We start from the raw sequence: 23,735 nt of genomic DNA on the forward strand, positions 1-23,735 counted from the left end.
TCCGGCGCCACCCCCGGCGTTAGGCCTCGGCCTCCGGCTCAGGTGCCTCGGTCAACAGCAGTGCAGTGCCGCCATAGGCGGGCAGTTCCAGGAAGAAGCTGTGCAGGTCGTCCACCTGGCCCACTGTCTCGCCGCTGAAGAGGTCCGTGACGTTGGCGCCGGATGGCAGCTCGTTGGACTGGATGCTGCCGGCGATGTCCTGCCCGGAGAAGTTGAGCGCCGTGACCTGCAGCCTGCCGTCCGTCAGCCGGTTCACCAGCACCAGTGCGCTGCGGTTGGAGACGTCCGGCACGTCCAGCAGGGTGCCGGTGGCGATCCCGTTGTCCTCGCGGACCGCAAGGATCCGCTGCAGCCTGCGCGCGAACGAGTCCGGGTCCTTCAACTGTTCTGGTAGTGGCCCGTAGAGGCTGCGGGCCCGCGGCATCCCGGCCGATGACGTGGTTGCGTCCGGGCTGGTTCCCATGAGGTCGTGGGCACCGCGGTTGATCCAGCGGGTATCGCCCTGGGACGTGAGTTCCCGGACCCTGCTGCGGTCCAGCGCCTGGATGCCGGTGAGGTCCCAGCCGGAAAGCGCGAAGACGCCGGGCTGCAGGGCGTTGTACATGGCCAGGAGCAGGTGGACGTCCCGGATCTGGGCTTCCTGCTCCGGGGTGGCGGCGTCCGGGTCCTGGATTCCCAGGGCGGCCATGATGAAACTGACCGACGTGCAGGCAATGCCGTTGGTGGTGAACACGGCGTTGTAGGGCGCGTTTTCGCCGGTGAGCCGGTCCCGCAGGGTCTGCTGGACCTGCTCGGCCAGCTGTGCGCCGGTAAGTTCTTCGCCGTTGAGCTCAAACATCTCGTCCCGGTGCCCGGCCGCGAAGTGCAGGAGTTCGTAGGTGAGCTCGTCATGGTTCTGCAGGGCATGCACCAGCGAGGCCTGGTCGACGCCGATTTCCAGGGACAGTCGGAGGGTCAGCCGCAGGAACTCGGTGTCCGCGGTGACCAGGGCATAGTGGTACGCCGGCCGGGTGATGAAGTCGTAGGACAGGTCCGGGCCGGACTCCGAGGTTGCCTTGATGTCGTCGATGGTCAGGTTCAGTTCCTGGAAGGAGAACCCGCCCACCTTGCGGATCATGGATCCGATGAGTTGGTTGGCGGCCTCGGAGAGCGGGTGGCCTTCGGACCAGCCGGGCTGTTCCTCTGCGCTCTTTTCCACGCCCAGGAAGCCGTTGGCGTCAAGGCGCAGCGCTCCGGTGCCAAGGTCCACGAGCGAGTGCAGGGCATCGCCGACCACGAGCCGCATTCCGGCGAACGTGGGGTCCAGCCAGTTGATGGAGGGCTGCCCGGCCTTGAAGTAGTGCAGGTAGACCCAGCGGCGGGTTTGGCCGGTGGTGTCCACGATGGGCCGGGTGACGCTCCAGTTGGTTTCCTTTACCCCGGGCTCGTAGAAGATGACCCGCTGCAGCCGGCCGATGATGTAGCCGGCCTTCTGCAGCGCCTGCTCGGCGTCGGGGCTGAGGTTGACCGAATCGGCACCTTCGGGGACGTCCGGGAGCAGGTTCCAGTCCTCTTCCGGGATATCGATCATGTGGTAAATCCCGGGGTAGTCCCGGAAGTTCATTTCGGCGAGCCGGAAGTCGGCTCCCTTGCCGGTATGGCCGGGGACGATGTCGTCGATGATGGTGCCCTCGTGCTCAGCAGCCACCTCGCACATCCTGCGGAACTCGTCCTCGGTGCCGAAGACCGGGTCGATGGCCATGCTGATGCGGTCGAAGTGCCCGTCCACGCTGGGCGTGTGGGACCAGCCACTGATGCCGCCGGCAAGTTTCACGGGTCCGGTGTGGATGCCGCGGATTCCGATTTCGCGGAAGGCCTTCCACATCTGCGGGTCCCCCAGTGCCGAGAGGAACGACTGGCCGGTGGGGGTGATGAAGGACAGCGGGTAGGCGGTGAACCACACGGAGGCGCGTTCGACAGCGGCACGCGGGTTTGGGTGCGCGTACGAGTTTTGCCACATGCTGGCCTGGCCTGACAGCTGCCGGGCCAAGGTGTTCGCGTCCCCGAGCATGGCCTGGTTGCGCAGCCACTCCACATAGGCGGCGTTGCGCCCGTCGAATTCGAAGGATGGCCTGCTGCCGACGAACTGGCGCCGGCGGGCGATGGGCCGCAGTGCCTTCGGCCGGGCGGCAAAGAACTGCTCGTCGAAGTTGACGTCCAGTTCCGCTGCCTGCTCCGCAGCGCCCGCTTCCACTTCCCCGTTGCCTGCGGCTGTATCCGCTTCTGAAGTGTGCTCGCTGGTGCCCGGCTCCTGCATAAAGCTCCTCTTTCCATTGCTCGTTTCCGTGCTGGCATGGATGCTCCACGACCCCTTGCTCAAGGACAGGTACCCAAGCGAGCAGGGAGTATTCGGCGTTCCCTCTCCCGATGCTACTGCGCAGGGGGCCGGCGGAAGGGGACACCGGCGCGCCGCTCATCGGTAACCGGGGCGAATCCCCCTTGTTTCCCCGCTATTCCCCACCGGGGTGCAATGGGGTCGTATTCTTGAATCAGAGGTTTTGCAGTGGGCCGAAGCGCTGATAGCAGGGCTGGAGCATGGCCGCTGATCCCACGGGGCAGGTTGGCTGGGGACCGCTTCCAGTTACCACGGAGCCCGTTTTCGACAGCAAGGACGTTGAAGACTACCTCTGGGAAGTGACCCGCGACTTCATGACGGGTATCAAAAGTGAGCGCCGCAGCATCAGCTGGGCGGCCACCCTCTTTCGCCTGGGCAAGGCCCGCACCCTCGCGGCCAGTACCGAGCAGGCGCGCGAAGCGGACCGTGAGCAATGTTCCTTCGCCGATGGACCGGTGATGGAAGCCGTGCGCACTGGGGAATTCGTCCTGCTGTCAGATCTGAGCCGGGATCGCCGCTGGCCTGGGTATTCCAGTGCTGCCGCCGTCCACGGCGTGCAGTCCCTGCTCTCCGTCCCCATCCTCACCGAGGGTGCCACCAGCGCCGCCATCAACCTTTACTCACCGTCACCGCACACCTTCACCAGTGATGACCTGGTGCACAGCCAAAGCTACGCGCGGCAGGTGGCGCGGGCCCTGCGTGTTGTGGTCCGGGTGGCTGAGCGTGCGGAAACGACGGCGGGTCTCGCCGTCGTCCAAAGCTCCCTGGTCCTGGTGGACCTTGCGGTGCGCAGCCTCATGAACGAATACGGGCTCACCCGTGAGGGGGCGCTTCGGTTCCTGCAGACGCAGGCGCTGCACCACGAACTGGACCTCCGGGACGCGGCACTGAATGTGGTAGCCCCCAGCGGCATGGACCGTGGGGCCGGGCAGCCTTCCGGGCTGCGGCAGGAAACGTACGACGGCGTGTCGGAGCTCCCGCGGCCGTCGGCGGCGGGGCGTGACTTTCCAACCGGGTCGTCGCCCCGCAAGGACGCTGCGGCGGGGAAGGAACCCCCGCCCGCTGCAGAAGGGAGGACGGCATGACCATCGCGAAGCAGGAGCTGCGCTCCATTGCGGGAGGACCGGCCAAGCACCCCTGGCACCGGTTCGTCGCACTGGGGGACTCCTACACCGAAGGAATTGGCGACCCCGAACCGCAGAGCCTGGGCGGCCTGCGGGGCTGGGCAGACCGGGTGGCAGAGGAACTGGCCGCCGGCCAGCCTGATTTCGCCTATGCCAACCTGGCCATCCGCGGCATGCTGCTGAAACAGATCCTGGACGGGCAACTGGCACCGGCCCTGGCACTCAAACCCGACCTGGTAGCCATGTCCGGCGGTGGCAACGACATCGTGTTCCGCCACGGGGATCCGGACAAGCTGGCGGAAAAAATCGACGAGGCCGTGGGGGTCGTGACCGCTACGGGTGCCACCGTGCTGCTGTACGCCGGGCCCGACTGGGGGAATACGCCGGTCTTTGGCAAGATCCGTGGCCGCGTGGCCATCTACAACGAGCACCTGCACCGGATCGGGGCCAGGCACCACGCCATCATGGTTGATCTGTGGTGCCTGCCCGAGCTCCAGCACGCGCTGATGTGGGACCCGGACCGGCTGCACCTGTCCCCGCTGGGCCATCACTCTGTTGCCGTGGCCACCCTCAACGCCCTGGGCGTGGCGCACGCGCTCAAGCCGCTCCAGCCGCGGCCGCTTCCGGCCCACGGGTGGACGCAGGCCCGGGCCGAGGACCTGGTGTGGGCGCGGCAGTATTTCGTGCCGTGGGTGCTGAAGCGGCTGCGCCCGCACCAGTCCGACGGCTCTTTGGCGGCGAAGCGGCCGCTGCCGGTTCCGATGTTCGGCCTTGGCCGTCCAGGTCCGTTCCCGCCGGGCCACCCGGTCGCGGGCCTGCACGCCGGGATGGCGGGCGGCCCGGCACCGGAAGGACATGCGGCCTAGCTGCTACCCGACTGGCGTGCGGACGGGCAGGGTGGCTTAGCGCTTCTTCGGTGCGCGTTTCGCGGCGGCCTTCATCGCGGCCTTGGCCGCGGGAGGCAGCACTCCCTGCTCGGTTTCGGGTTCGGCCACCGTTCCCCGTGCCTTCGCCACCGCCTTCATGCCGTGGTAGATCACCAGCGCGGCAGCGGAGCCCAGGGCGATGCCGGTGAACTTCAGGTCGCCGATGGTCCACGTGTAGTCGGCGATGCCGATGATCAGGGCCACGGCCGCGGTGGTCAGGTTGACGGGGTTGGAGAAGTTGACCTTGTTCTGCACCCAGATCTTCACGCCCAGGACGCCGATCATGCCGTACAGCATGGTGGCCGCGCCGCCCAGCACGCCTGCCGGGACGGTGGCAATCAGTTCGCCGAACTTCGGCGAAAAGCTGAGCAGGACGGCGAACATGCCCGCCACCCAGTAGGCCGCCGTCGAATACACCTTGGTGGCCGCCATGACGCCGATGTTTTCCGCGTAGGTGGTGGTGCCGGAGCCGCCGCCGAAGCCTGCCAGCATGGTGGCGGCACCGTCAGCCATCAGCGCGCGTCCGGAGACGCCGTCGAGGTTCTGTCCCGTCATGGCCGCAACCGACTTTACGTGGCCGATGTTCTCCGCCACCAGCACCAGGACCACCGGGACGAACAAACCCAGGACACCGATGTGGAACTCGGGGGTCTGGAAGTGCGGCAGGCCCACCCAGGCAGCGGCGTCCATCTTGTCGTACTTCACCTCACCGCGGAGCATGGCCACGACGTAGCCCACCACCACGCCCACCAGGATGCTGAGCCGGCCCAGGATCCCGCGGAACAGGACGCTGACCAGGATGATGGTGACCAGCGTGACCAAGGCGGTGATGGGGGCAGCGTCGAAGTTCTGCTTGGCGGCGGGAGCCAGGTTCAGGCCGATCAGCGCCACGATGGCACCGGTGACGATGGGCGGCATCAGTCGGTTGATCCACCCGGCGCCGAATTTCTGCACTACTGCGCCCACCAGGGCCAGGGTGGTGCCGGCCAGCACCACGCCGCCAAGCGCTCCGGGGATGCCGAACTGCGCCTGGGACGCGGTGATGGGCGCGATGAACGCAAAGCTTGAACCCAAGTAGCTGGGCACCCGGCCCTTGGTGATCACCAGGAACAGCAGCGTGCCGATGCCGGAGAAGAACAGCGTGGTGGCTGGCGGCATCCCGGTGATGATGGGAACCAGGAAGGTGGCGCCGAACATGGCCACCACGTGCTGCATGCCCACGCCAATGGTCAGCGGCCACGCCAACCGCTCGTCCGGGGCCACCACCTGGCCGGGCTTGATGTTTTTGCCGGTGCCGTGCAGCTTCCATTTGATTCCGAGCATGCTCATGGGAAGGGATGCCTTTCAGGGGGTGCCGCGAGGGGGCGAAGATCAACTCGCTCAAGAATACCGCCAAGTTTTTCGCGCAGCCCTGCTGTGTCCAAGGTCACCCGGCGTCACGGGAAGAGGAGGAAAGCACTTGAAGTTGCAACTATGGAAAGCAACAGAGGCCACCCCGGCAGGCGGGCGGCACAGCGAAAGGTAAGCCAATGACCATTGCCCATGACGAAGCGGTTATCGACTCGGCAGCCGTGGACGCCATCTTCGCCCAGGCCCGCACCGCCAACTCCTTTACCGGTGAGGTGACCGAGGAGCAGGCACAGGCCATCTACGAGCTCACCAAGTTCGGCCCCACCGCCTTCAACTCCCAGCCGATGCGGGTCACCTACGTCCGCTCGCCCGAGGCCCGCGCCACGCTTGTGGACGCCCTGTCCCGCGGCAACCAGGCGAAGACGGCCTCCGCACCGCTGGTGGCCATCCTCAGCTATGACACCGACTGGGCCGGCAAATGGGACAACTTCCTCCCCGGATACAACGCCCCCAAGGCCATGTACGACGCCGATCCTGACCTGGCTGCCGCCACCGGCAACAACAACGCGCACCTGCAGGCCGGCTACTTCATCCTGGCCGTCCGCTCCCTCGGCTTCGCCGCCGGCCCCATGACGGGCGCCGACTTCGACGCGATCGACGCCGCCTTCTTCCCGGCCGGCGACCAGAAGAGCTTCCTGGTGGTCAACATCGGCCAGCCCGGTGAAGAGGCCTGGGGCGAGGCAAAGCCGAAGTTCTCCTACGACGAGGCCGTCCGCACCGTCTAAGGTCTGCCCCCCAACAATCGCCCGCTCACTTTTGACGGTCTTTTAGGGAACGCCCGCTCACGATGGTGAGCGGGCGTTCGTTGTTTTACCGTCACATGTGAGCGGGCGTTGGAATATCCGTTGCCAAAAGTGAGCGGGCGTCGAAGGGGCGGGTGGGAGACTGGGGTATGGCGATGCGGAACCTGATCTTTGTGGCCTTCGTCGAGCCCGTGGCTGAGGGCCAGGTTTTCCCGCGGACTGACTGGCCGCTGCACATCACCCTGGTGAGGTTCGACGCCGGCAGCCAGGACAGTGCCGACATCGCCGAACGCATCGCCGGGCTGGCCCACGCTGCCGCCGCCGCGGCGCTCGGTGCCGGACTGACAGTGGGGAAGGACGCCGCTTTTGGCCGCAACGGCTCCGTCCCCGTCAACCTCGTGCAACCGCACCCAGCCCTGCAGGAACTGCACGAGCGGCTGGTGCAGGTGGTGACGGATGCCGGCGGCAGGATCCTCACCCCGCACCACACCCTGACCGGCTACCGCCCGCACGTCTCCCACCAGGCGGTCACGAACCAAACCAGCACCAGCCCGGCCACCGCAGAAACTGAGGCCAAGCGACTCCACCCGGGTGACGCCGTCGTGCTTGACCGTATTGCCCTGGTGGACATGGCCCCCGAAGGCGACCACACCATCAGGCGGATCCTCCGCCTCTGGCGCCTCGAAGGTGGAAGCTAGGCGATAACGCTGTCCACCAGTGCCTTGGCCTCGGCCTGCACCTGCTTCAGGTGCTCCTCGCCCTTGAAGGACTCGGCGTAGATCTTGTAGACGTCCTCGGTGCCGGACGGGCGGGCAGCGAACCAGGCGTTCTCGGTGACCACCTTCAGGCCGCCGATGGGCGCGCCGTTGCCAGGGGCCTCGGTGAGCTTGGCCGTAATGGTCTCCCCGGCAAGTTCGGTAGCGGTGACATCCGCAGCGGAAAGCTTGCCCAGCTTCGCCTTCTGCTCGCGAGTGGCGGCCGCGTCGATCCGTGCGTAGACCGGGGCGCCGAACTGGTCCGTCAGGCCCTTGTAGAGCTGGGACGGGGACTGGCCGGTCACGGCGGTGATCTCGGAGGCCAGCAGGGCCAGCAGGATGCCATCCTTGTCCGTGGTCCACACACTGCCGTCCAGCTTGTTGAAGGAGGCACCGGCGGATTCCTCGCCGCCGAATGCGCCTTCGCCGGACAGCAGGCCGGGGACAAACCACTTGAAGCCCACCGGAACTTCAACAAGCTTCCGGCCCAGGCTCTCGGCCACGCGGTCGATGATCGAGGAGGACACCAGGGTCTTGCCCACCACCGAGGCCGGGTTCCAGCCGCTGCGGTTGCGGTAGAGGTAGTCGATGGCCACGGCCAGGTAGTGGTTGGGGTTCATCAGGCCGCCGTCGGGGGTTACGATGCCATGCCGGTCGGCGTCGGCGTCGTTGCCGGTGGCCACGTCGAAGGCCGGCTGCCCGGAAGCTGCGGCGTCGGACATGCGCTGGATCAGCGAGGCCATGGCGGACGGCGACGAGCAGTCCATGCGGATCTTCTCGTCCCAGTCGAGTGTCATGAAGGCCCACTGCGGGTCCACCGTGGGGTTCACCACGGTGAGGTCCAGGTGGTGGCGCTCGGCGATCTCGCCCCAGTAGTCAACGGAGGCGCCGCCCATGGGGTCCGCGCCGATCCGGACGCCCGCGTTGCGGATGGCGTCCAGGTTCAGGACGGACGGAAGGTCGTCCACATAGCTGCTCAGGAAGTCGAACTTTCCGGTGGTGTCCGCGGACTGGGCTTCCGCCAGCGGGATCCGCTTCACGCCGCGCAGTCCGTTTTCCAGCAGTTCGTTGGCGCGGTTGGCAATCCAGCCGGTGGCGTCCGAGTCAGCGGGGCCGCCGTGCGGAGGGTTGTACTTGAAGCCGCCGTCGGCCGGTGGGTTGTGGCTGGGCGTGACCACGATGCCGTCAGCCTGCGGTGCACCCTGGGCCGCCTGGCGGTTGTACGTGAGGATGGCGTGGCTCAGCGCCGGGGTGGGGGTGTAGCCGTGGCGGGCGTCGACCATGACCTGGACTCCATTGGCTGCCAGCACCTCCAGGGCCGAGTTCTGTGCCGGCTCGCTCAGCGCGTGCGTGTCCTTGGCCAGGAACAGCGGGCCGGTGACGCCCTGCGCTGCCCGGTATTCGACAATCGCCTGGGTGATGGCCACGATGTGCTGCTCGTTGAAGGAGGCCTTGAGGCTGGACCCCCGGTGCCCGGATGTTCCGAACACCACGCGCTGCCCGGGATCACCAAGGTCCGGTGCGATGTCGTAATACGCGTCAAGGAGCGCAGTGATGTCAACAAGGTCCTGGGGTTGGGCAACTGTGCCCGCGCGGCTAGCCATGGCTCCAGCATGCCAGAACCTGGCAGGAGTCAAAACGACCCGCCCAAAATCCGGACCCTGTGACACGCCATGACGCCCACACCCAAGTAGTCCATCTGAGTACACGGCCCGGAAAGTACCTATATACCCGCGCTTTCCCGTCCTGCTAATTTCGAAAAAATTCCAGGAAGAAAACCGGAAGGAACGGACGACGGCGGGCCGCCGGCGTCATCCCATCGGCAAGGAAACGGGGACGTCCAATGGGGCAGGAGACGGGGCAGCGGAGCAGTCCAGGCTGGCGGCCGAGCGAGTTGCCCGCCTGAAGCGCCGGCTCGACCAGGCCGAGTGCGCCACAAAGTCGTGGGATGCCGCGGCCGTGGGGGAGCGGGTGGTGGCCGACAAGCTCAGCGAGTTGGTCCCGCGCGGCTGGTACGTGCTGCACGATGTCCACTGGCCGGGCCGCCCCAAGGCCAGCCTTGACCACGTCCTTGTGGGTCCCGGCGGGGTAGTGGTGGTCGATTCCAAGAACTGGACCGGTGAAGTCCGGGTGGCATCGGGTGTGCTGTGGCAGGGCCGCTATGCCCGGACCCAGGCGGTGGAAGGTGCGCTGGCCCAGTGCGCTGCCGTGGCTTCCGTGCTGTCTCCGCCGCACCGCAGGCTGGTGCGTCCGCTCATCTGCATGGCCGCACAGCCGGACCTGTTCGGGGTGACCGACTCGGACGTTGCCGTGGCCGGTTTCCAGCGGGTGGTGGCGGCCATCGAGGCGCTCCCGGCAGTGCTCGACCAGCAGGCAGTTGTAGGGCTGTACGCCCAACTCGGCCAACAGCTCACCCATGAGCAGGAGCCCGGCATCACTGCCCTTCGGAACGTGCGCCCGGGAACCGTGGTGCGGCCGGCTGGAGCACTTCCCCCCGCCGGCCCCTCGGCCGGCCCGCAGCGAAAGTCCAGTTCAGACGAGGACGCGGACCGGACCCGAAGTGTGTCGAGGCACCCCGCCGGCCGTGCCCTGCCTGCGAAGGGAGCGGCAAAAGGAACGCCGGCAAGAAAGTCCACGGGAGACCGGCAGGCAGTCCCGGGCCACCAGGCGGGAACGCCGGGGCGACCAATCCGCCACGGCCGGAACGGCAAAGCGCAGCAGCAGGGCGTTACCAGTGGAGGAAAGCTCGCCCTCCTGGCGGCCTTCGTCATTTTTGCCGTCTATATCCTGCCCTACTTGGGCCGGTAGCTTCCCCCGATTCACCCGGCCGCAGCTGGTCTTTGGCGGCGCTGCGCACTGCGGCGGTGACCCGGTTGAGCCGTTCCGAATCGAGCGTCCAGGCCTGCCAGTAAAGCGCCACATCCTGGTAGGCGGTGTCATCCAACCGGACCAGGACGCCGTCGGCCAGCTCATCGGTGAGCTGGAGTTCCGGGATCATGCCCCAGCCCAGCCCGGCTGTGACCGCGGCGAGGAATCCCTGGGAGGAAGGCACCAGGTGCGTGGGCGGAAGCTGCAACACGTTTTTTGCGGCGAGCAGCTGCTGCTGCAGGGTGTCTTTCGTGTTGAATTTCAGGACCGGCATTGCGGCCCAATCCAAGCGCCCGGATGCGGAAAAGCGGCGCCGCAGCCCCGGGGCAGCCACCGGGATGTACCGCATGGAGCCCAGCAGGTCCACCCGGCAGCCGCTCACGGGAACAGGATCCGAGGTCACAGCCCCCATGACGTCCCCCTCGCGGAGCAACTGGCTGCTGAAGCCCTGGTCCTCCACGTGGAGATCGAGGGTGGTGTCCTCCCATTGCGCGGCCTGATGCAGGACGGGGACAAACCAGGTGGCCAGTGAATCCGCATTGATGGCCACCGGCAGGTGGGCCCGCGCGTTCATTCCTGAACCAAGCGCTGCCGCCGTCTCCGCCTCCAGTACCTGCACCTGGCGGGCCATCCGCAGCAGCAGCGCACCGGCGTCGGTGGCGGTGCAGGGCAGTCGGCGGCGTACCAGGACCTGGCCCACCGAGGCTTCCAGGGCCTTGATCCGCTGGCTCACCGCGGAAGGGGTGATTCGAAGCAGGTCCGCGGCTGCCTCGAACGTTCCCTCGTCGACAACCGCCACGAGGGCTTTCAGGTGTTCCAGGTTCATAAAGACATCCTAATGATTCCCCAAGATCCTTTATTTGCCTGAACTTCGCCTGGATCCTACCGTCGTCCTTATGTGGACCGCAGGAATAACCGGAATGCTGACAGGCCTCGCACTGATCGTGGCCATCGGCGCGCAGAACGCCTTCGTGCTGCGCCAAGGCATCCGCAGGGAGCACATCGGTGCGGTGGTGGCCGTGTGCATGGCGGGGGATGCCGTGCTGATTGTCGGCGGGACGGCGGGGATCGGTGCGATTGTCACCCACTTCCCGGGGGCGCTGGAAGTCCTGCGCTGGGCCGGGGCCGCCTACCTGCTGTGGTTCGCGTTGCGCTCCTTCATGGCTGCGATGAAGCCCTCGGCCCTGGCAGGGCAGGCGCCCCGGTCGAAGAATTCGGTGATTGCCACCACCGCCGCCCTGACCTTCCTCAACCCCCATGTCTACCTGGACACCGTGGTGCTGCTGGGCAGCCTGGCCAACCAGCAGGGCCCCGACCTGCGCTGGATCTTTGCCGCAGGCGCGGTCACCGGGAGCGTGCTGTGGTTCTTTGGCCTGGGGTACGGGGCCAGGGCGCTGGCAGGCGTGCTCAGCAGTCCCCGCACCTGGCGGTGGATCGACGGAGCCATCGGCGTGCTGATGGTAATCCTGGCCATCCGGCTGGCGCTGCACTGAAGTAGGCTGTAGCCAGATTCATAGGGGAGAAATCATGAGCAACCAGCCATCCCAGGGACCTGACTACCAGCGCAGCGGTTCTTCGCCCTGGCCCGGCTACCAGCCGCCGCCGCAGAACCAGGGGCCCTCCTACGGGCAGCCGCAGTACGGCCAGTCCCAGTACAACCCGGGGCAGTACGGCCAAGGACAGTACAACAACGCCCAGTACGGCCAGCCCCAGTACTTCGGCCAGCCGTACTACGGCAGGGCGGTGGAACCGAAGACCCTGAGCATCGCCAGCATGGTCTGCGGCATCGCGTCGGTGATCATGGGCTGGCTGCTGCTGCCCCAGTTCGCCGCCATCATCACCGGCCACCTGGCCCTGCGCCGCGAACCCTCGGGCAAGGGAATGTCCATCACCGGCCTGGTGCTGGGCTACCTCTGCCTGCTGGGCTACGGCGCCATCTGGCTGCTGTTCATCATTGGCCTGGCCGTCGCCGCCACCACAGGGTCGAACACCGGCACCTTCTAGCAGCAGGTTCCCGCGGGCCTACGCCCTTGGCTGACCTAGCGGAGCAGTTCCACGTCCGAGACCAGCTCGATATGCGCCAGCATGGCCTTCGCGGCGGCATCCGCGTCTTGCGCGCGGATTGCGTCGGTGATCTTGCGGTGCGAGGCGAGGGATTGCTCGGGGCGTCCGGGCTGGCCCAGCGACTCCATCCGGGTTTCCAGGATCATCTCGGCGATGAAGGCCATCAGCTGCGCGAGCACCGAGGAGTGGGCTGCGGCGGTGACGGCTTGGTGGAACAGTTCGTCGCCCTGGGCGCCGCGGTCGCCGTCGTCGATTTCCTTCGACATGACGTCCAGGGCGTTGTCGATGGCGGCCAGGTCTGCGTCGGTCCGGCGTTCCGCCGCGAGGGCGGCAAGCTTGACTTCCAGGGTGCTGCGGGCTTCCACGATTTCCGGCAGCCGGCTCTGGTGCTCGCGCAGGCCCTTGACCACCGAGGCGACGCTGGGCCGCCGGGCCAGGACGGCGCCGGTGCCATGCTGCACATCGATCACGCCCAGTACTTCCAGGGCCACCAGGGCCTGGGCCAGCGTGGCGCGGGAAACCCCAAGCCGCTCCGCGAGGTCCCGTTCCGCCGGGAGGAGGTCGCCGGGCTTCAGCTGGGCGGACTCAATGTACGCAAGGATCTGCTCCACCAGCTGCTCGTAAAGCCGCGGGCGCGAGACCCGCTCCAGGCCCAGCCGTGCTGTCTTCTCCACAAAGCCCTCCCTCGGACGTACCGGATCAGGATACCTGCTTCGTCTATTGACAGATAGACTCAGTGTCTAAGAGGCTAGTCCAGTGAGCCAGTAACTCACGTCACACTCCTCGCACCCCCAATGGAGAACCAACGATGTCCGCTCCTGTCTTATCGATCATCATCCTGGCGGCGATGTTCCTGCTCGCCACCGTCCTGCCCCTGAATATGGGGGCGCTTGCCTTCGTCGGCGCGTTCCTGCTCGGCGCCCTGGTGCTGGGCATGTCCACCAACGAGATCCTGGCCAACTTCCCCGGTGGCCTCTTCCTGACCATCGTCGGCGTCACGTACCTGTTCGCCATCGCGCAGAACAACGGCACCATCGACCTGCTGGTCCGCGGCGCGGTCAAGCTGGTAGGCAGCCGCGTGGCCCTCATCCCCTGGGTCATGTTCGCCATCACCGCCGTCATTACCGCCGTGGGCGCACTGTCTCCCGCCGCCGTCGCCATCATTGCCCCGATTGCCCTGAGCTTTGCCGGCAAGTACAAGATCAGCCCGCTGCTGATGGGCATGATGGTGATCCACGGCGCCCAGGCCGGGGGCTTCTCACCCATCGCGGTCTACGGCGTTACCGTCAACGGCATCCTTGCCAAGACCGATCTCGCCTTCAGCCCCACCGCACTGTTCCTCTCGAGCCTCATTTTCAACCTGGTCATCGCAATGGTGCTCTTCGTGGTCCTGGGCGGCAAGAACCTCCTGTCCTCCAGGGTGGGCCACTTTGTGGAGCAGGCGGCCGAGGCCCGGATGTCCGTCAGCGTCGGTGCCAAGGCCGCCGGCGGCGACGTCCCGTTCAAGGGCTTCGGCTCCGGCATGTACGGCCCCCGGGACCCCGCCGGAGACGGTATCGCTGCCACCAAGGAGCGCAAGGACCGAATCCCGCAGCTGGTCACCATTGCCGGCCTGATTGTGCTGGCCGTCGTGGCCCTCGGTTTCAAGATGGACGTCGGCTTTGTGTCCATCACCATCGCCATCGTGCTGGCCCTGGTGTCACCCGCAGCGCAGAAGGGCGCCATCAACAAGATCAGCTGGTCCACAGTGCTGCTGATCTGCGGCATGCTGACGTTCGTTGGAGTGCTGGAGGAAGCCGGCACCATCAAGTTCGTGTCCAGCGGCGTGGCCGACATGGGAATGCCGCTCCTTGCAGCCCTCATCATTTGCTTCATCGGCGCCGTGGTGTCCGCCTTTGCGTCCTCCACTGCCATCCTTGCGGCCCTCATCCCGTTGGCCGTCCCGTTCCTTTCCACCGGCGAAATCGGCGCCGTGGGCGTTATCTGCGCGCTCGCCGTCTCCGCCACCATCGTGGACGTCTCGCCGTTCTCCACCAACGGCGCCCTGGTGCTCGCCAACGCCCCCGAGGGCGTGGACAAGGACCAGTTCTACAAGCGGATCCTCGGCTACAGCGGGATCGTCATCGTGGCCGGACCCGTCCTGGCGTGGCTGGCATTGGTGGTCCCCGGCTGGCTCTAACGGCCACCGCACCCCAACCCAGCCTGTTTTTTAGAGAGGAAACCAGAACATGAGCACCGAGAACCGCCAAGGCCCCCTGGCCGGGCACACCGTCGTCGACCTCAGCCGGGCACTGGCCGGACCGCACGCCGGCATGATGCTGGCGGACCTCGGCGCCCGTGTCATCAAGGTGGAAAACCCGGGCACGGGGGATGACACCCGGGGCTGGGGCCCGCCCTTCGTGGGCCCGGAGGACGACCTGCAATCCACCTACTTCATGTCCTGCAACCGCAACAAGGAATCCATCACCCTTGACCTGAAAAGCGACGACGGCAAGGCGGTGCTCCGCGGCCTGCTGGAACGGGCAGACGTGGTGATCGAGAACTTCCGGCCGGGCGTCATGGACCGGTTGGGCTTCTCAACCGGCGCCATGCACGAGATCAACCCGCGCCTGGTGATCCTGTCCATCACCGGCTTTGGCCATGACGGGCCCGAATCCCAGCGCAGCGGCTATGACCAGATCCTGCAGGGTGAAGCCGGCCTGATGTCCCTCACCGGGTCGGGCCCGGACGATCCCCAGCGGGTGGGGGTTCCCATTGCCGACCTGCTCTCCGGGATGAACGGGGTTGCCGGCGTGCTGGCCGCCCTGGTGGAGCGGAACCGAACAGGCCAGGGCAAGGTGGTGCGCACGTCGCTGCTGGCATCGCTGATCGGGGTCCATGCCTTCCAGGGCACCAGGACCACCGTCGCCGGCGAAGTTCCGCAGGCCCAGGGCAACCATCACCCGTCCATCGCCCCCTACGGCCTGTTCAAGTGCAAGGACGGCAGCGTGCAGATCAGCGTCGGCAGCGAGAAGCTGTGGCAGTCGTTCGCTGCGGCCTTTGGCCTGGACCCGGCCGCCCCGGGCTTTGCCAGCAATGCCGAAAGGGTGCGGAACCGCGCAGAGGTGATTGCCGCCGTCGAACGGGCCTTTGCGGCGTTCGGCGCGGAGGAGTTGCTGCAAAAACTGAACGACGCCGGGATCCCGGCCGGGAAGGTCCGCTCACTGGACGAGGTGTACGCCTGGGAGCAGGTGGCGTCCCAGGGCCTGGTGGTGGATGTGGAGCATCCCCTGCTCGGCAAAGTCAGCCTGCCCGGCCCGCCGCTGCGGTTCTTCGCCCCCGGCGACGCCGCCGAAACCACCGGGAAGCACCATGATGCCCCGCCGCTGCTCAACGAGGACGGGCCGGCGATCCGGGAGTGGCTGGGCTTCGCTTCTGCGGCCGGCAACGGCACGGCTCCCGGGGCCGAATAGCATGGCGACGGCGGAGAAGGTGCGGCACTTGAAAGCGACCGAACTGCTGGATGCGGTGGTGGACCCGGGTTCATTCATCTCATGGGATACGGAGCCGGAACAGCCGGCCCTGTCCTCTGAGTACGCCCGCGACCTGGCCAGGGCCCGCGAACGCAGCGGCGCGGACGAGTCGGTCATCACCGGTGCCGGTTTCATCCGGGGCCGCCGGGTGGCGCTGATCGTCAGCGAATTCTCCTTCCTGGCCGGGTCGATAGGCCACGCGGCGGCGCAAAGGATCGTTGCCGCCGTCGAACGTGCCACTGCGGAGGGCCTGCCGCTGCTGGCCGGCCCCGCGTCCGGGGGGACGCGGATGCAGGAAGGGACGCTTGCGTTCCTGTCGATGGTCAAGATCACCGGTGCCGTCCGGGCGCACCGCCAGGCCGGGCTTCCGTACCTTGTCTATCTGCGACACCCCACCACCGGCGGCGTCATGGCATCCTGGGGATCGCTGGGGCACATCAACGTGGCCGAGCCCGGCGCGCTGCTGGGATTCCTGGGCCCGCGGGTGTACGAGGCGCTGTACGGCGAACCGTTCCCTGAGAACGTACAGGTGGCGGAGAACCTCTTCCAGAAGGGTTTGATCGACGGCGTCGTGGAACCTGGCGACCTGGCCGACCTGGTGGGCCGGGCGCTGGACATCCTGGCCATGAAGGAGGGTGCCGCTGCAGGGGTTCCCGCTCCGCCCGAGACCCTCAACGTCCGCCCCTCGACCGTTGATGCCTGGACGTCCATCGAGATCTCGCGGCGGCAGCGGCGGCCCGACCTCCGCCAGTTGTTGAAGTTCGGTGCCACCGACGCGCTGCCCCTGAACGGGACCGGGCAGGGCGAGAAGGACCCGGGGCTGCTGTTGGCCCTGGCGCGCTTTGGCAGCCAGCCATGCATCGTGCTGGGGCATGCGCGTCCGCTGCGGAAGGACGCGGTCGGCATGGGGCCAGGTTCGCTGCGGGAAGCGCGCCGGGGGATGAAGCTGGCGGAGGAGTTGCGCCTCCCCCTGCTCACGGTCATCGACACCGCGGGCGCAGCCCTGTCGCAGGAGGCGGAGGAAGGCGGGCTTGCGGGTGAGATTGCGCGCTCGCTGCACGAACTGATCGGGCTGGAATCGCCGTCGGTCTCCGTGCTGCTGGGCCAGGGCGCAGGGGGCGGCGCCCTTGCGCTGCTCCCGGCCGACCGGACCATCGCGGCGCAGCACAGCTGGCTTTCGCCGCTGCCCCCGGAGGGTGCCAGTGCCATCGTGCACCGGACCACCGCGTTCGCCCCGGACATGGCGCAGGCACAGGGTGTGAACGTCACGGCACTGTATGCCAACGGCCTGGTGGACCACATCGTGGATGAGCGCGGCGATGCTTCTGTGGAACCACGCGAGTTCTGCAGCCGGATGGCCAGGGCCATTGAGTACGAGCTGGCTTCCGTGGCCGGTGTTCCCGTGCCTGAGCTGGTGGCCGCCCGGGCCCGCAAGTTCGCCAGCCTGGGCTCCCGCTGACGCTCGGTTCCGCCGAGGGGCGCGGGGTTTCCCGGTGCCCCACGCTCTGGCCGCCTGATCCGGCCGGCGTTCCTAACCAGGCTTGTCCGGGGTGTACAAAGCCATGAGGACGCCGGTGCTTGTATGGTCGGCTTCGATGAGCCGCAGCGGGGTTTTGGTGCCGCCCGCGAAAAGCTGTTGCCCGTTGCCCAGGACGACCGGGTGGATCATCAGCAGGTATTCGTCAATCTGGCCAGCAGCCATGAGTGCGCGGATCAGCACTCCGCTGCCCATGATGACGAGGTTGGAGGCGAAGCTTTCCCGGAGTTCCTGCACGGCCGCGGGAACGTCACCGTGCAGGAGCATGGAGTTCGGCCACTCCAGCCTGGTTGCCGGATCCCTGGTAGCGACGTACTTCGGCGTGTTGTTCAGGGCCTCCTTGAAGGGGCCGCCCTGGGCGTTCCATGACGCGAGGAGCTGCCCGTAGGTACGCCGCCCGAACAGGAAGGCATGGTCCGGACCCATCCGTTCGCCCATCTTCTGCACCGTGGCCTGGTCGGCGTAGGGAACCGCCCAGCCGCCGTCGCTGAATCCGCCCCGCGTATCCTCATCCGGCCGGCCGGGACCCTGCATGACGCCGTCGAGCGTCACGTGGTTCATCACCACAACCTTGCCCATCGCCAGCAGCCTCTCCTTGCCGGGCGGCTTTCTGTATTGGCCGTGCCTCTACCTGCGCTGCTGGACCCTGGACCGGTGGGCGTTCCGGCGCAGTTGCAGGATCCGTGCGCCGCCTGCCACGGCCACCAGGACGGCGCCGGTCACGGCGGCGATGAACAGTGCCATGCCCAACGGGACGGATCCTTCGAAGCCCAGGAACTTCACCAGTACCAGCTCCTGGTTCTGGAGGATGAAGATGATCAGCAGGATCAGCAGCACCAGGGCTGCTACCACGGCCGCCCAGATGACACCGGTGCGCGTGACTTTGCGTTCCGGAGCGCCGCCGGCCCTTGGGGTGGTTCCGGCGGCAGGTGTTCCCGGCTCACCCGCTGAGTAGGATGGCGCGTTGCCGTAGGTTGCGCGGTCTGCTGCCGGCTGGGCTGTGTTCGACGGCGTCATGTTTGAGGGTGCTGCGTTCGACGGCGTCATGTCGGTGTCCGTTTCCGGCCGACGGTCGGGCCCCGGAGTGTATTGTCCTGCGCTCATGCTCATCCCCTTTCCCAGAATGCTAAGCATGCTTATTGTTCAACCATAGACGCACTGCTGGGACAGCACAACGACCGGCCGGGCCGGCGGCGCCGTGAGTTGCGGCCGTAAGCTGCTGCATTTGGGGCAGGCTGCAGGGAAGACCGCGGAGGGGCCCTCCATGAGGACCCCTCCGTTGATTGCTGACTTTTGCGCGGGCAGGTGCCCGGACGTCAGACCCTCTCCCTGCTCCGTTGGGTCTTGTCCCCGTCGGCGGAGGGGGTGCGCGGCGCAGGGGTCCTGCGCCAGTTGGGGAAGGCCCAGAACGTGAAATTCTGTGCCTTGACCGGCTCCTCCGGAGGTTCCGCAGGGGTTTCCGGTTCCGCTTCAGGCCGGCGCGTGGTTTCTTTCTTTGCGCCCCACCCGAAGTCCTTGCTCGATGCGTAGCACATCACAGACCTCCTTATGGTGACTGCCTTTTAATCGTCCTCCTGCCGGGCGTGGGAGTCGAGAGAGCAGCGCAGGAAGCTGTCAGTCGCCGCTGGACACCATGTCCTCCGCCTCCTGCGGGCGGTGGAACTCGCAGGGCCCTTGATGGCGGAGGGGGAGGAGGCAGGTCCGGCCCGTGGGCAGGTGGACCAGTCCGCACCTGCCGGCTAAAGCCACGTCCTCCCTGACATTGGCGTTGCTCAGGTCCGGCCGTTCGTCGTCGACTGTCTCGGTGGGCCCGGCGCTCGCCGCAGCCTGTTCAGCGTTCATGGTGGCAACTCCTGGTCGGGGGAGGACGGATGCAGGTGCAGAAACGTGCATTTCCAGTTTGCGCGGCCACGGTTACCAGCGGGTTAAGGCGGCGTTAGATCCAGGTCAACAGCCTCGGGGGGCCGCCTAACAGGCCGGCTTTCCTAGAAGCCCAGCTGACGCGCCACCTGCAGGAGGAGGGTTTCCGATCCCATGGGCCCCACCAGCTGGATGCCCATGGGAAGCCCGCTGCCGGCGGTTCCTCCCGTCCAGTGCACGGGAAGGGTGATGGCCGGCAGTCCGCACACGTTCACCATGGAGGACCATGGCGCGTATTCGCACTGTTTCCGGTAGTCGCCGTCGGCATCCCCGGGCCACTCGGCGGCCGGCCAGCGGTCGCTTCCATGGGCCGTCCCGGTGAACCAGCCCACCGGCCGCGGAGTCTGTGCCAGCGTGGGCATCAGCATCAGGTCCCACTGCCCGTACTGTGCCAGGGTGTCGTGCTGGAACTGCCGCAGGAAGGCCAGCGCCTCGGCGAGCTTGGCCGGGCTGCGCTGCTGGGCCCGCCGCCGGAAGGTCCTGGTGAGGGGTGCCAGCAGCGCCTCCCGCGTGGGGCTGATCCTGGCGGCACCCACCCCCGCGGTCCAGGCCGTGGTGAAGGCATCTGGATAGCGGTTGTCGTAGCGGATGTCGGCATCACCAAGAGCATGGCCGGCCTGCTCCAGGAGGGCAACGCCTGCGCGCAGCGCGTCCAGGGCCTCCTGCTCCAGGGTGAAGGGGAAAGTGCTCGACCACGGGCTGTCCAGCGTGACACCAATCCTTACCCGCGGTGGCTCCTGCTGCAGCGCCTGGAGGTAGGCGTGCCCCGGGGCCAGGACGTCCATCATCAATGCTGTGTCCCCTGAACTCCGGGCGAGGGGACCGGGCGCCACCAGCCGGGCGGGGTCGCCCGCGCTTTCCCCGGCCGTTACGAGGCCCCGTCCCGGCTTCAACCCCACCAGGCCGCACGCGGCCGCCGGAATCCTGACTGACCCGCCGCCGTCGGTCCCCGGGGCGAAAGGCAGCAGCCCTGCCGCCACCGCGGCGGCGCTGCCGCCGGAGGAGCCTCCAGAGCTCCGGCTGGGTGCGTGGGGATTGCGCGACGGCGGTGCGATGCGGTTCTCGCTGTACGCGGTCAGTCCAAATTCGGGCACCTGCGTTTTGCCCAGGACGGTCACGCCGGCATCCCTAAAGAGGGCGACCAGCGGGCTGTCGACGGGGGCAGGTTTGTGCTCCAGTGCGGCGCTGCCGTGTGTGGTCACCACGCCCGCGACGTCGGTAAGGTCCTTGAAGGCAAGCGGCATGCCGTGCAGCGTGGGCAGGTCCGCGGCGACTGTCCGCGAGTGCCGGACGTCCGCTGCACGGGCCTCCTCCAGGGCCTGGTCCGCAGTCACGGTGATGAAGGCGCCCAGGAGGGGGTTCTGCTGCTCGATCCTTGCCAGGAAATGCTCGGCTGCCTCCACCGCGGACACCGTTCCGCTCCGCAGGAGATCCCGCAGGTCCAGGGCCGGGAGTTCGTGGAGTTCAGCCATGCAATCGCGCCACCGTTCGTCGTCCGGCCGCCGGTTCCATGTTGCGGCCGGGGAGTGCCAGCGCCCCGGTGAGGGTGGCGATCTGTCGGGACATGGAAACCTCCTTGGGTTCCTCCAGCCTAACCCGCGGCTTTTTCCAGCTTCTTCAAGGGGGGAAGGGCTAGGCTTAAAGCGAACTCCGATCCGCCAAGACAGGACTCCGATGAGCGATTTCGATACCGTCCCCGTCCACGACGTCCCCGCTGACGCAGTGATCCTGGATGTCCGGGAGGACTACGAGTGGGTTGCCGGTCACGCCGACGGCGCACTCCACATCCCCATGGACCAGATCCCGGCCCGGCTCGGCGAACTCGACCCGGACGAGGACCTCTACGTCATTTGCCGCACGGGCGGGCGGTCCTTCCGCGTTGCCCAATGGCTTACCGGCCAGGGTTACACCGCCATCAACGTCTCCGGCGGCATGGACCAGTGGCTGGAATCCGGCAAGCCCCTGGTCTCGGACAACGGACTTAAGCCGCTGGTCCTTTAGTGCCCGGCAGTCCCCGAACCTACTCCTTCCTGGGACCGGAGGGCACCTTCACCGAGGCGGCCCTCCTGCAGGTGGCTGATGCACTCCAGGCCGTCAGGCTCCCGGCCGCCAACGTCAATGCCGCCCTGGACAGGGTGCGCGACGGGTCAGCGGACGGCGCCATGGTCCCCATCGAGAACTCGGTGGAGGGCGGAGTCACTGCCACCCTGGACGCGATCGCCTCCGGCCAGGAACTGCGCATCATCCGCGAGGTCCTGGTTCCCATCAGCTTTGTCCTGGTGTCCCGGCCCGGAGTAGGAGTGGAAGACGTGCGGCAGGTGTCCACCCACGGCCATGCGTGGGCCCAGTGCCGGTTGTGGGTGGAGAAGAATATACCTGAAGCGGAATATGTTCCCGGCTCATCAACAGCTGCAGCGGCACTCGGACTGCTGGAGCGGGACTGCACCTACGACGCCGCGATCTGCGCCCCGCTCGTTGCCCGGGAGCACCCGGAGCTGTCTGTGCTGGGAGAGGACATCGGCGACAACCCCGGCGCCGTGACGCGCTTCATCCTGGTCAGCCGGCCCGGTGCGCTGCCGGCGCCTACCGGAGCAGACAAGACGACCGTTGTGGTCCCGCTTCCGGAGGACCGTCCGGGCGCTTTGATGGAGATCCTGGACCAGTTCGCCAGCCGCGGCGTCAACCTCAGCCGGATTGAATCCAGGCCCACCGGGCAGTACCTGGGGCACTACTTCTTCAGCATTGACGCGGATGGCCATGCCTGCGAAGCGAGGGTGGCGGATGCGCTCGCCGGGCTGCACCGCATCAGCCCGGGAACCCGCTTCCTGGGCTCGTACCCCAGGGCTGACGGGCAGGCCACGCCGGTGGCGGCGCATACCTCCGATGCGGCCTTCTCGGCGGCGCACACCTGGGTCCAATCCATACTCGCCGCGGAATCCGTCGCAGGTGAAAGCGGTTCCCAGGCTTCGCGCACAGCGTAGGCAAATGCCTCTGGAGGTACTTCCGCGGGCTGTGGACAATGCGTATGCTTGCTTGATCCACATGGGGTATGGCCCCTGATGAAGGGAGCGGGTCATGACCAGCAGCAATGACAACGACGGCCAGGGGATGATCGTCAACCCCAAGCCGACGGCCGACAACCAGGATTGGGACGGGGACGACGCTGACCGCGCCGACCGCCTGCGCTTCGAAGAGGAGCAGGCCATGATCCGCGAGCAATCCGAAGCCCACGCCGCTGCCAAAGAAGCCCATGCCGCTGCCAAGCAGGCCGCTGACGCGGAGAAGGAGTCCGGGGCCTGAGCCGGATCCCGGCGCTGCGTCATGCCGGCATTCCAGCCGGCGCCGCTTTTACCCCTTATTACCGCGCGGTTGCACCGGTGGCCTGTACCTGCCGTTTCACCCGGATCAGGAGTGACCGGGGCTCCACCTGAACCGTAAGCTGCGTCGCTTCCCCTGATGTGTCGCCGTCGAGCTGTGTGGGCATGGGCTCGGGGCACTTGATGACCACCCTGGTTGACCGGTACACGGTCATGACGGGCAGCTTTCCGCTGTGCTTGAACATGATTTTCACGTACATCAGGAGCCAGCCAATGGCGCTGCGCGGGCTCATCACCACTACATCCAGCATGCCGTCGTCGATCATGGCCTGCGGGATGAAATCGATGCCGCCCGGTACCAGGCCGCAGTTGGCGAACAACACGCTACGGATGTTCCGGATCTGCTCGGGGCTCCCGTCCAGGGCGATGGATACCTTCTTCCGCCGGCCGGGGAGGTGCCGCACTCCGGCCTCCGTGTAGGCCAGCCAGCCCACCGCTTTCTTCAGTCCCGCGTTGGTGTCGGCCAGGACCTCCGCATCCATGCCGATGCCTGCGATGACCAGGAACACGTGCTCGGAGTAATGCCCTGTCCGCGAGTTCTCAATGGCCATGCGGGCAGTGTCGATATAGCGCTGGCGGCCGAAAAGCGCTGTCTGGACGTTGCCGTGGAGGTCGTTCACGTCCAGGTCCACGTTGCGGGCCAACAGGTTGCCGGTGCCCAGTGGAATCAGGCCCATGGCAACGTTGGTGCGTGCGAGGGCCTCAGCCACCACGCGTACCGTGCCGTCCCCGCCGCCCACCAGGACGACGTCGGGCTTTCCTGCCAGTGCCGCCTGCATCTGGGAGAATCCGGGGTCCTCCGCCGTCGTTTCGAAGAAGACGGGCTCGTCCCACCCGGCGGCAAGGCAGGCCCTGTGAATCATTTCCCGGGCTTCGCCAGCCCGCGCCTTGATGGGGTTCAGGACTACTGCCACGCGCTGCTGCGCCAGTCCCGAGTCATAAGATTCGCCGGCCACGGTACTGCGAACGTGCAGGGCCTTGAGGCGCCGCACCCCCCACCAGCTGGAGGTGGCGAAGGCAAGCGCCACCGCAATCAGCAGGTAGAGAATCCAGTCGCTCATGGTGTTTCAACAGTAGCCCGGCGCGCGGCGGGAGGGGGCATGGAGCCGGCCGCCCGCCGTCGTG

General features: G+C 67.1%; 24 protein-coding genes. 13 read left to right on the forward strand and 11 right to left on the reverse strand.

Annotated elements, in window-relative coordinates; all coding sequences use genetic code 11:
- Positions 1-19 precede the first annotated feature (19 nt).
- Positions 20-2,296 (reverse strand): maltose alpha-D-glucosyltransferase, encoded by a 2,277-nt coding sequence (gene treS, locus LFT44_RS00820; protein WP_236800534.1) that lies wholly within the window; start codon positions 2,294-2,296, stop codon positions 20-22.
- A 278-nt stretch (positions 2,297-2,574) separates the two neighbouring features.
- Between treS and LFT44_RS00825 the strand changes: the two genes are divergently transcribed.
- Positions 2,575-3,459, forward strand: a complete 885-nt coding sequence (locus LFT44_RS00825) for a GAF domain-containing protein (protein ID WP_236800535.1) — start codon at positions 2,575-2,577, stop codon at positions 3,457-3,459.
- Complete coding sequence (locus tag LFT44_RS00830) at positions 3,456-4,364, forward strand: SGNH/GDSL hydrolase family protein (protein WP_236800536.1); 909 nt, start codon at positions 3,456-3,458, stop codon at positions 4,362-4,364. The genes LFT44_RS00825 and LFT44_RS00830 overlap by 4 nt, the downstream gene beginning before the upstream one ends.
- Before the next feature lie 36 nt (positions 4,365-4,400).
- On the opposite strand, the gene LFT44_RS00835 is transcribed toward LFT44_RS00830, so the two are convergent.
- A complete protein-coding gene (locus tag LFT44_RS00835; protein WP_236800537.1) occupies positions 4,401-5,753 on the reverse strand; it encodes a uracil-xanthine permease family protein in 1,353 nt (450 codons plus the stop codon).
- A 200-nt stretch (positions 5,754-5,953) separates the two neighbouring features.
- On the opposite strand from LFT44_RS00835, the gene LFT44_RS00840 reads away from it, so the two are divergent.
- Entirely contained in the window at positions 5,954-6,559 is a 606-nt protein-coding gene (locus LFT44_RS00840) for a malonic semialdehyde reductase (protein ID WP_236800538.1), read from the forward strand.
- Between the two features lie 173 nt (positions 6,560-6,732).
- Positions 6,733-7,275, forward strand: coding sequence for a 2'-5' RNA ligase family protein (locus LFT44_RS00845; RefSeq protein ID WP_236802978.1), 543 nt, complete (start codon positions 6,733-6,735; stop codon positions 7,273-7,275).
- Here LFT44_RS00845 and pgm read toward each other — a convergent pair.
- Positions 7,272-8,936 carry a phosphoglucomutase (alpha-D-glucose-1,6-bisphosphate-dependent) gene (gene pgm, locus LFT44_RS00850; protein ID WP_236800539.1) on the reverse strand — a complete coding sequence of 555 codons (1,665 nt, stop codon included), beginning with the start codon at positions 8,934-8,936 and terminating at the stop codon, positions 7,272-7,274. The two genes, LFT44_RS00845 and pgm, sit on opposite strands and share 4 nt — an antisense overlap.
- Before the next feature lie 355 nt (positions 8,937-9,291).
- On the opposite strand from pgm, the gene LFT44_RS00855 reads away from it, so the two are divergent.
- On the forward strand, positions 9,292-10,140 hold the full coding sequence (locus tag LFT44_RS00855) for a nuclease-related domain-containing protein (protein ID WP_236800540.1): 849 nt from the start codon (positions 9,292-9,294) through the stop codon (positions 10,138-10,140).
- Here LFT44_RS00855 and LFT44_RS00860 read toward each other — a convergent pair.
- The gene (locus LFT44_RS00860; protein WP_236800541.1) at positions 10,100-11,026 is read right to left on the reverse strand and encodes a LysR family transcriptional regulator ArgP; all 927 of its coding nucleotides are present in this window, start codon (positions 11,024-11,026) and stop codon (positions 10,100-10,102) included. The two genes, LFT44_RS00855 and LFT44_RS00860, sit on opposite strands and share 41 nt — an antisense overlap.
- 94 nt (positions 11,027-11,120) lie before the next feature.
- On the opposite strand from LFT44_RS00860, the gene LFT44_RS00865 reads away from it, so the two are divergent.
- Positions 11,121-11,693, forward strand: coding sequence for a LysE/ArgO family amino acid transporter (locus tag LFT44_RS00865; RefSeq protein WP_236800542.1), 573 nt, complete (start codon positions 11,121-11,123; stop codon positions 11,691-11,693).
- Positions 11,694-11,727: 34 nt separating this feature from the next.
- Complete coding sequence (locus LFT44_RS00870; RefSeq protein ID WP_236800543.1) at positions 11,728-12,204, forward strand: DUF4190 domain-containing protein; 477 nt, start codon at positions 11,728-11,730, stop codon at positions 12,202-12,204.
- 35 nt (positions 12,205-12,239) lie between these two features.
- On the opposite strand, the gene LFT44_RS00875 is transcribed toward LFT44_RS00870, so the two are convergent.
- The gene (locus tag LFT44_RS00875) at positions 12,240-12,938 is read right to left on the reverse strand and encodes a FadR/GntR family transcriptional regulator (protein WP_236800544.1); all 699 of its coding nucleotides are present in this window, start codon (positions 12,936-12,938) and stop codon (positions 12,240-12,242) included.
- A 134-nt stretch (positions 12,939-13,072) separates the two neighbouring features.
- Here LFT44_RS00875 and LFT44_RS00880 point away from each other — a divergent pair, with 134 nt between their 5' ends.
- From LFT44_RS00880 to LFT44_RS00890, 3 genes are read left to right on the forward strand one after another with little or no spacing between them, the layout of a single operon-like run.
- On the forward strand, positions 13,073-14,443 hold the full coding sequence (locus LFT44_RS00880; RefSeq protein ID WP_236800545.1) for an SLC13 family permease: 1,371 nt from the start codon (positions 13,073-13,075) through the stop codon (positions 14,441-14,443).
- A 49-nt stretch (positions 14,444-14,492) separates the two neighbouring features.
- On the forward strand, positions 14,493-15,716 hold the full coding sequence (locus LFT44_RS00885) for a CaiB/BaiF CoA transferase family protein (RefSeq protein ID WP_236800546.1): 1,224 nt from the start codon (positions 14,493-14,495) through the stop codon (positions 15,714-15,716).
- A 1-nt stretch (position 15,717) separates the two neighbouring features.
- Positions 15,718-17,235, forward strand: a complete 1,518-nt coding sequence (locus LFT44_RS00890) for an acetyl-CoA carboxylase carboxyltransferase subunit alpha/beta (protein ID WP_236800547.1) — start codon at positions 15,718-15,720, stop codon at positions 17,233-17,235.
- A gap of 72 nt (positions 17,236-17,307) precedes the next feature.
- On the opposite strand, the gene LFT44_RS00895 is transcribed toward LFT44_RS00890, so the two are convergent.
- The 5 genes from LFT44_RS00895 to LFT44_RS00915 all read right to left on the reverse strand — a co-directional run bounded on the left by LFT44_RS00895 (position 17,308) and on the right by LFT44_RS00915 (position 20,705).
- Complete coding sequence (locus tag LFT44_RS00895) at positions 17,308-17,892, reverse strand: dihydrofolate reductase family protein (protein ID WP_236800548.1); 585 nt, start codon at positions 17,890-17,892, stop codon at positions 17,308-17,310.
- Between the two features lie 48 nt (positions 17,893-17,940).
- Entirely contained in the window at positions 17,941-18,417 is a 477-nt protein-coding gene (locus tag LFT44_RS00900) for a LapA family protein (RefSeq protein ID WP_236800549.1), read from the reverse strand.
- 212 nt (positions 18,418-18,629) lie between these two features.
- Positions 18,630-18,848, reverse strand: coding sequence for a hypothetical protein (locus tag LFT44_RS00905; RefSeq protein ID WP_236800550.1), 219 nt, complete (start codon positions 18,846-18,848; stop codon positions 18,630-18,632).
- A 79-nt stretch (positions 18,849-18,927) separates the two neighbouring features.
- Positions 18,928-19,155, reverse strand: coding sequence for a hypothetical protein (locus LFT44_RS00910; protein ID WP_236800551.1), 228 nt, complete (start codon positions 19,153-19,155; stop codon positions 18,928-18,930).
- 143 nt (positions 19,156-19,298) lie between these two features.
- Complete coding sequence (locus LFT44_RS00915; protein ID WP_236800552.1) at positions 19,299-20,705, reverse strand: amidase; 1,407 nt, start codon at positions 20,703-20,705, stop codon at positions 19,299-19,301.
- Positions 20,706-20,907: 202 nt separating this feature from the next.
- Between LFT44_RS00915 and LFT44_RS00920 the strand changes: the two genes are divergently transcribed.
- The 3 genes from LFT44_RS00920 to LFT44_RS00930 all read left to right on the forward strand — a co-directional run bounded on the left by LFT44_RS00920 (position 20,908) and on the right by LFT44_RS00930 (position 22,533).
- Positions 20,908-21,234, forward strand: coding sequence for a rhodanese-like domain-containing protein (locus LFT44_RS00920; RefSeq protein WP_142131663.1), 327 nt, complete (start codon positions 20,908-20,910; stop codon positions 21,232-21,234).
- Positions 21,234-22,214 (forward strand): prephenate dehydratase, encoded by a 981-nt coding sequence (gene pheA / locus LFT44_RS00925; protein WP_236800553.1) that lies wholly within the window; start codon positions 21,234-21,236, stop codon positions 22,212-22,214. Before LFT44_RS00920 ends, pheA begins: the two co-directional genes overlap by 1 nt.
- A gap of 94 nt (positions 22,215-22,308) precedes the next feature.
- Positions 22,309-22,533, forward strand: coding sequence for a hypothetical protein (locus LFT44_RS00930; protein ID WP_236800554.1), 225 nt, complete (start codon positions 22,309-22,311; stop codon positions 22,531-22,533).
- Positions 22,534-22,591: 58 nt separating this feature from the next.
- Here the strand turns inward: LFT44_RS00930 and LFT44_RS00935 are convergent, their stop codons facing one another.
- The gene (locus LFT44_RS00935; RefSeq protein WP_236800555.1) at positions 22,592-23,671 is read right to left on the reverse strand and encodes a diacylglycerol/lipid kinase family protein; all 1,080 of its coding nucleotides are present in this window, start codon (positions 23,669-23,671) and stop codon (positions 22,592-22,594) included.
- Positions 23,672-23,735 lie beyond the last annotated feature (64 nt).

The sequence above is a fragment of the Arthrobacter sp. FW306-05-C genome, from assembly GCF_021801725.1.
Classification (GTDB): domain Bacteria; phylum Actinomycetota; class Actinomycetes; order Actinomycetales; family Micrococcaceae; genus Arthrobacter.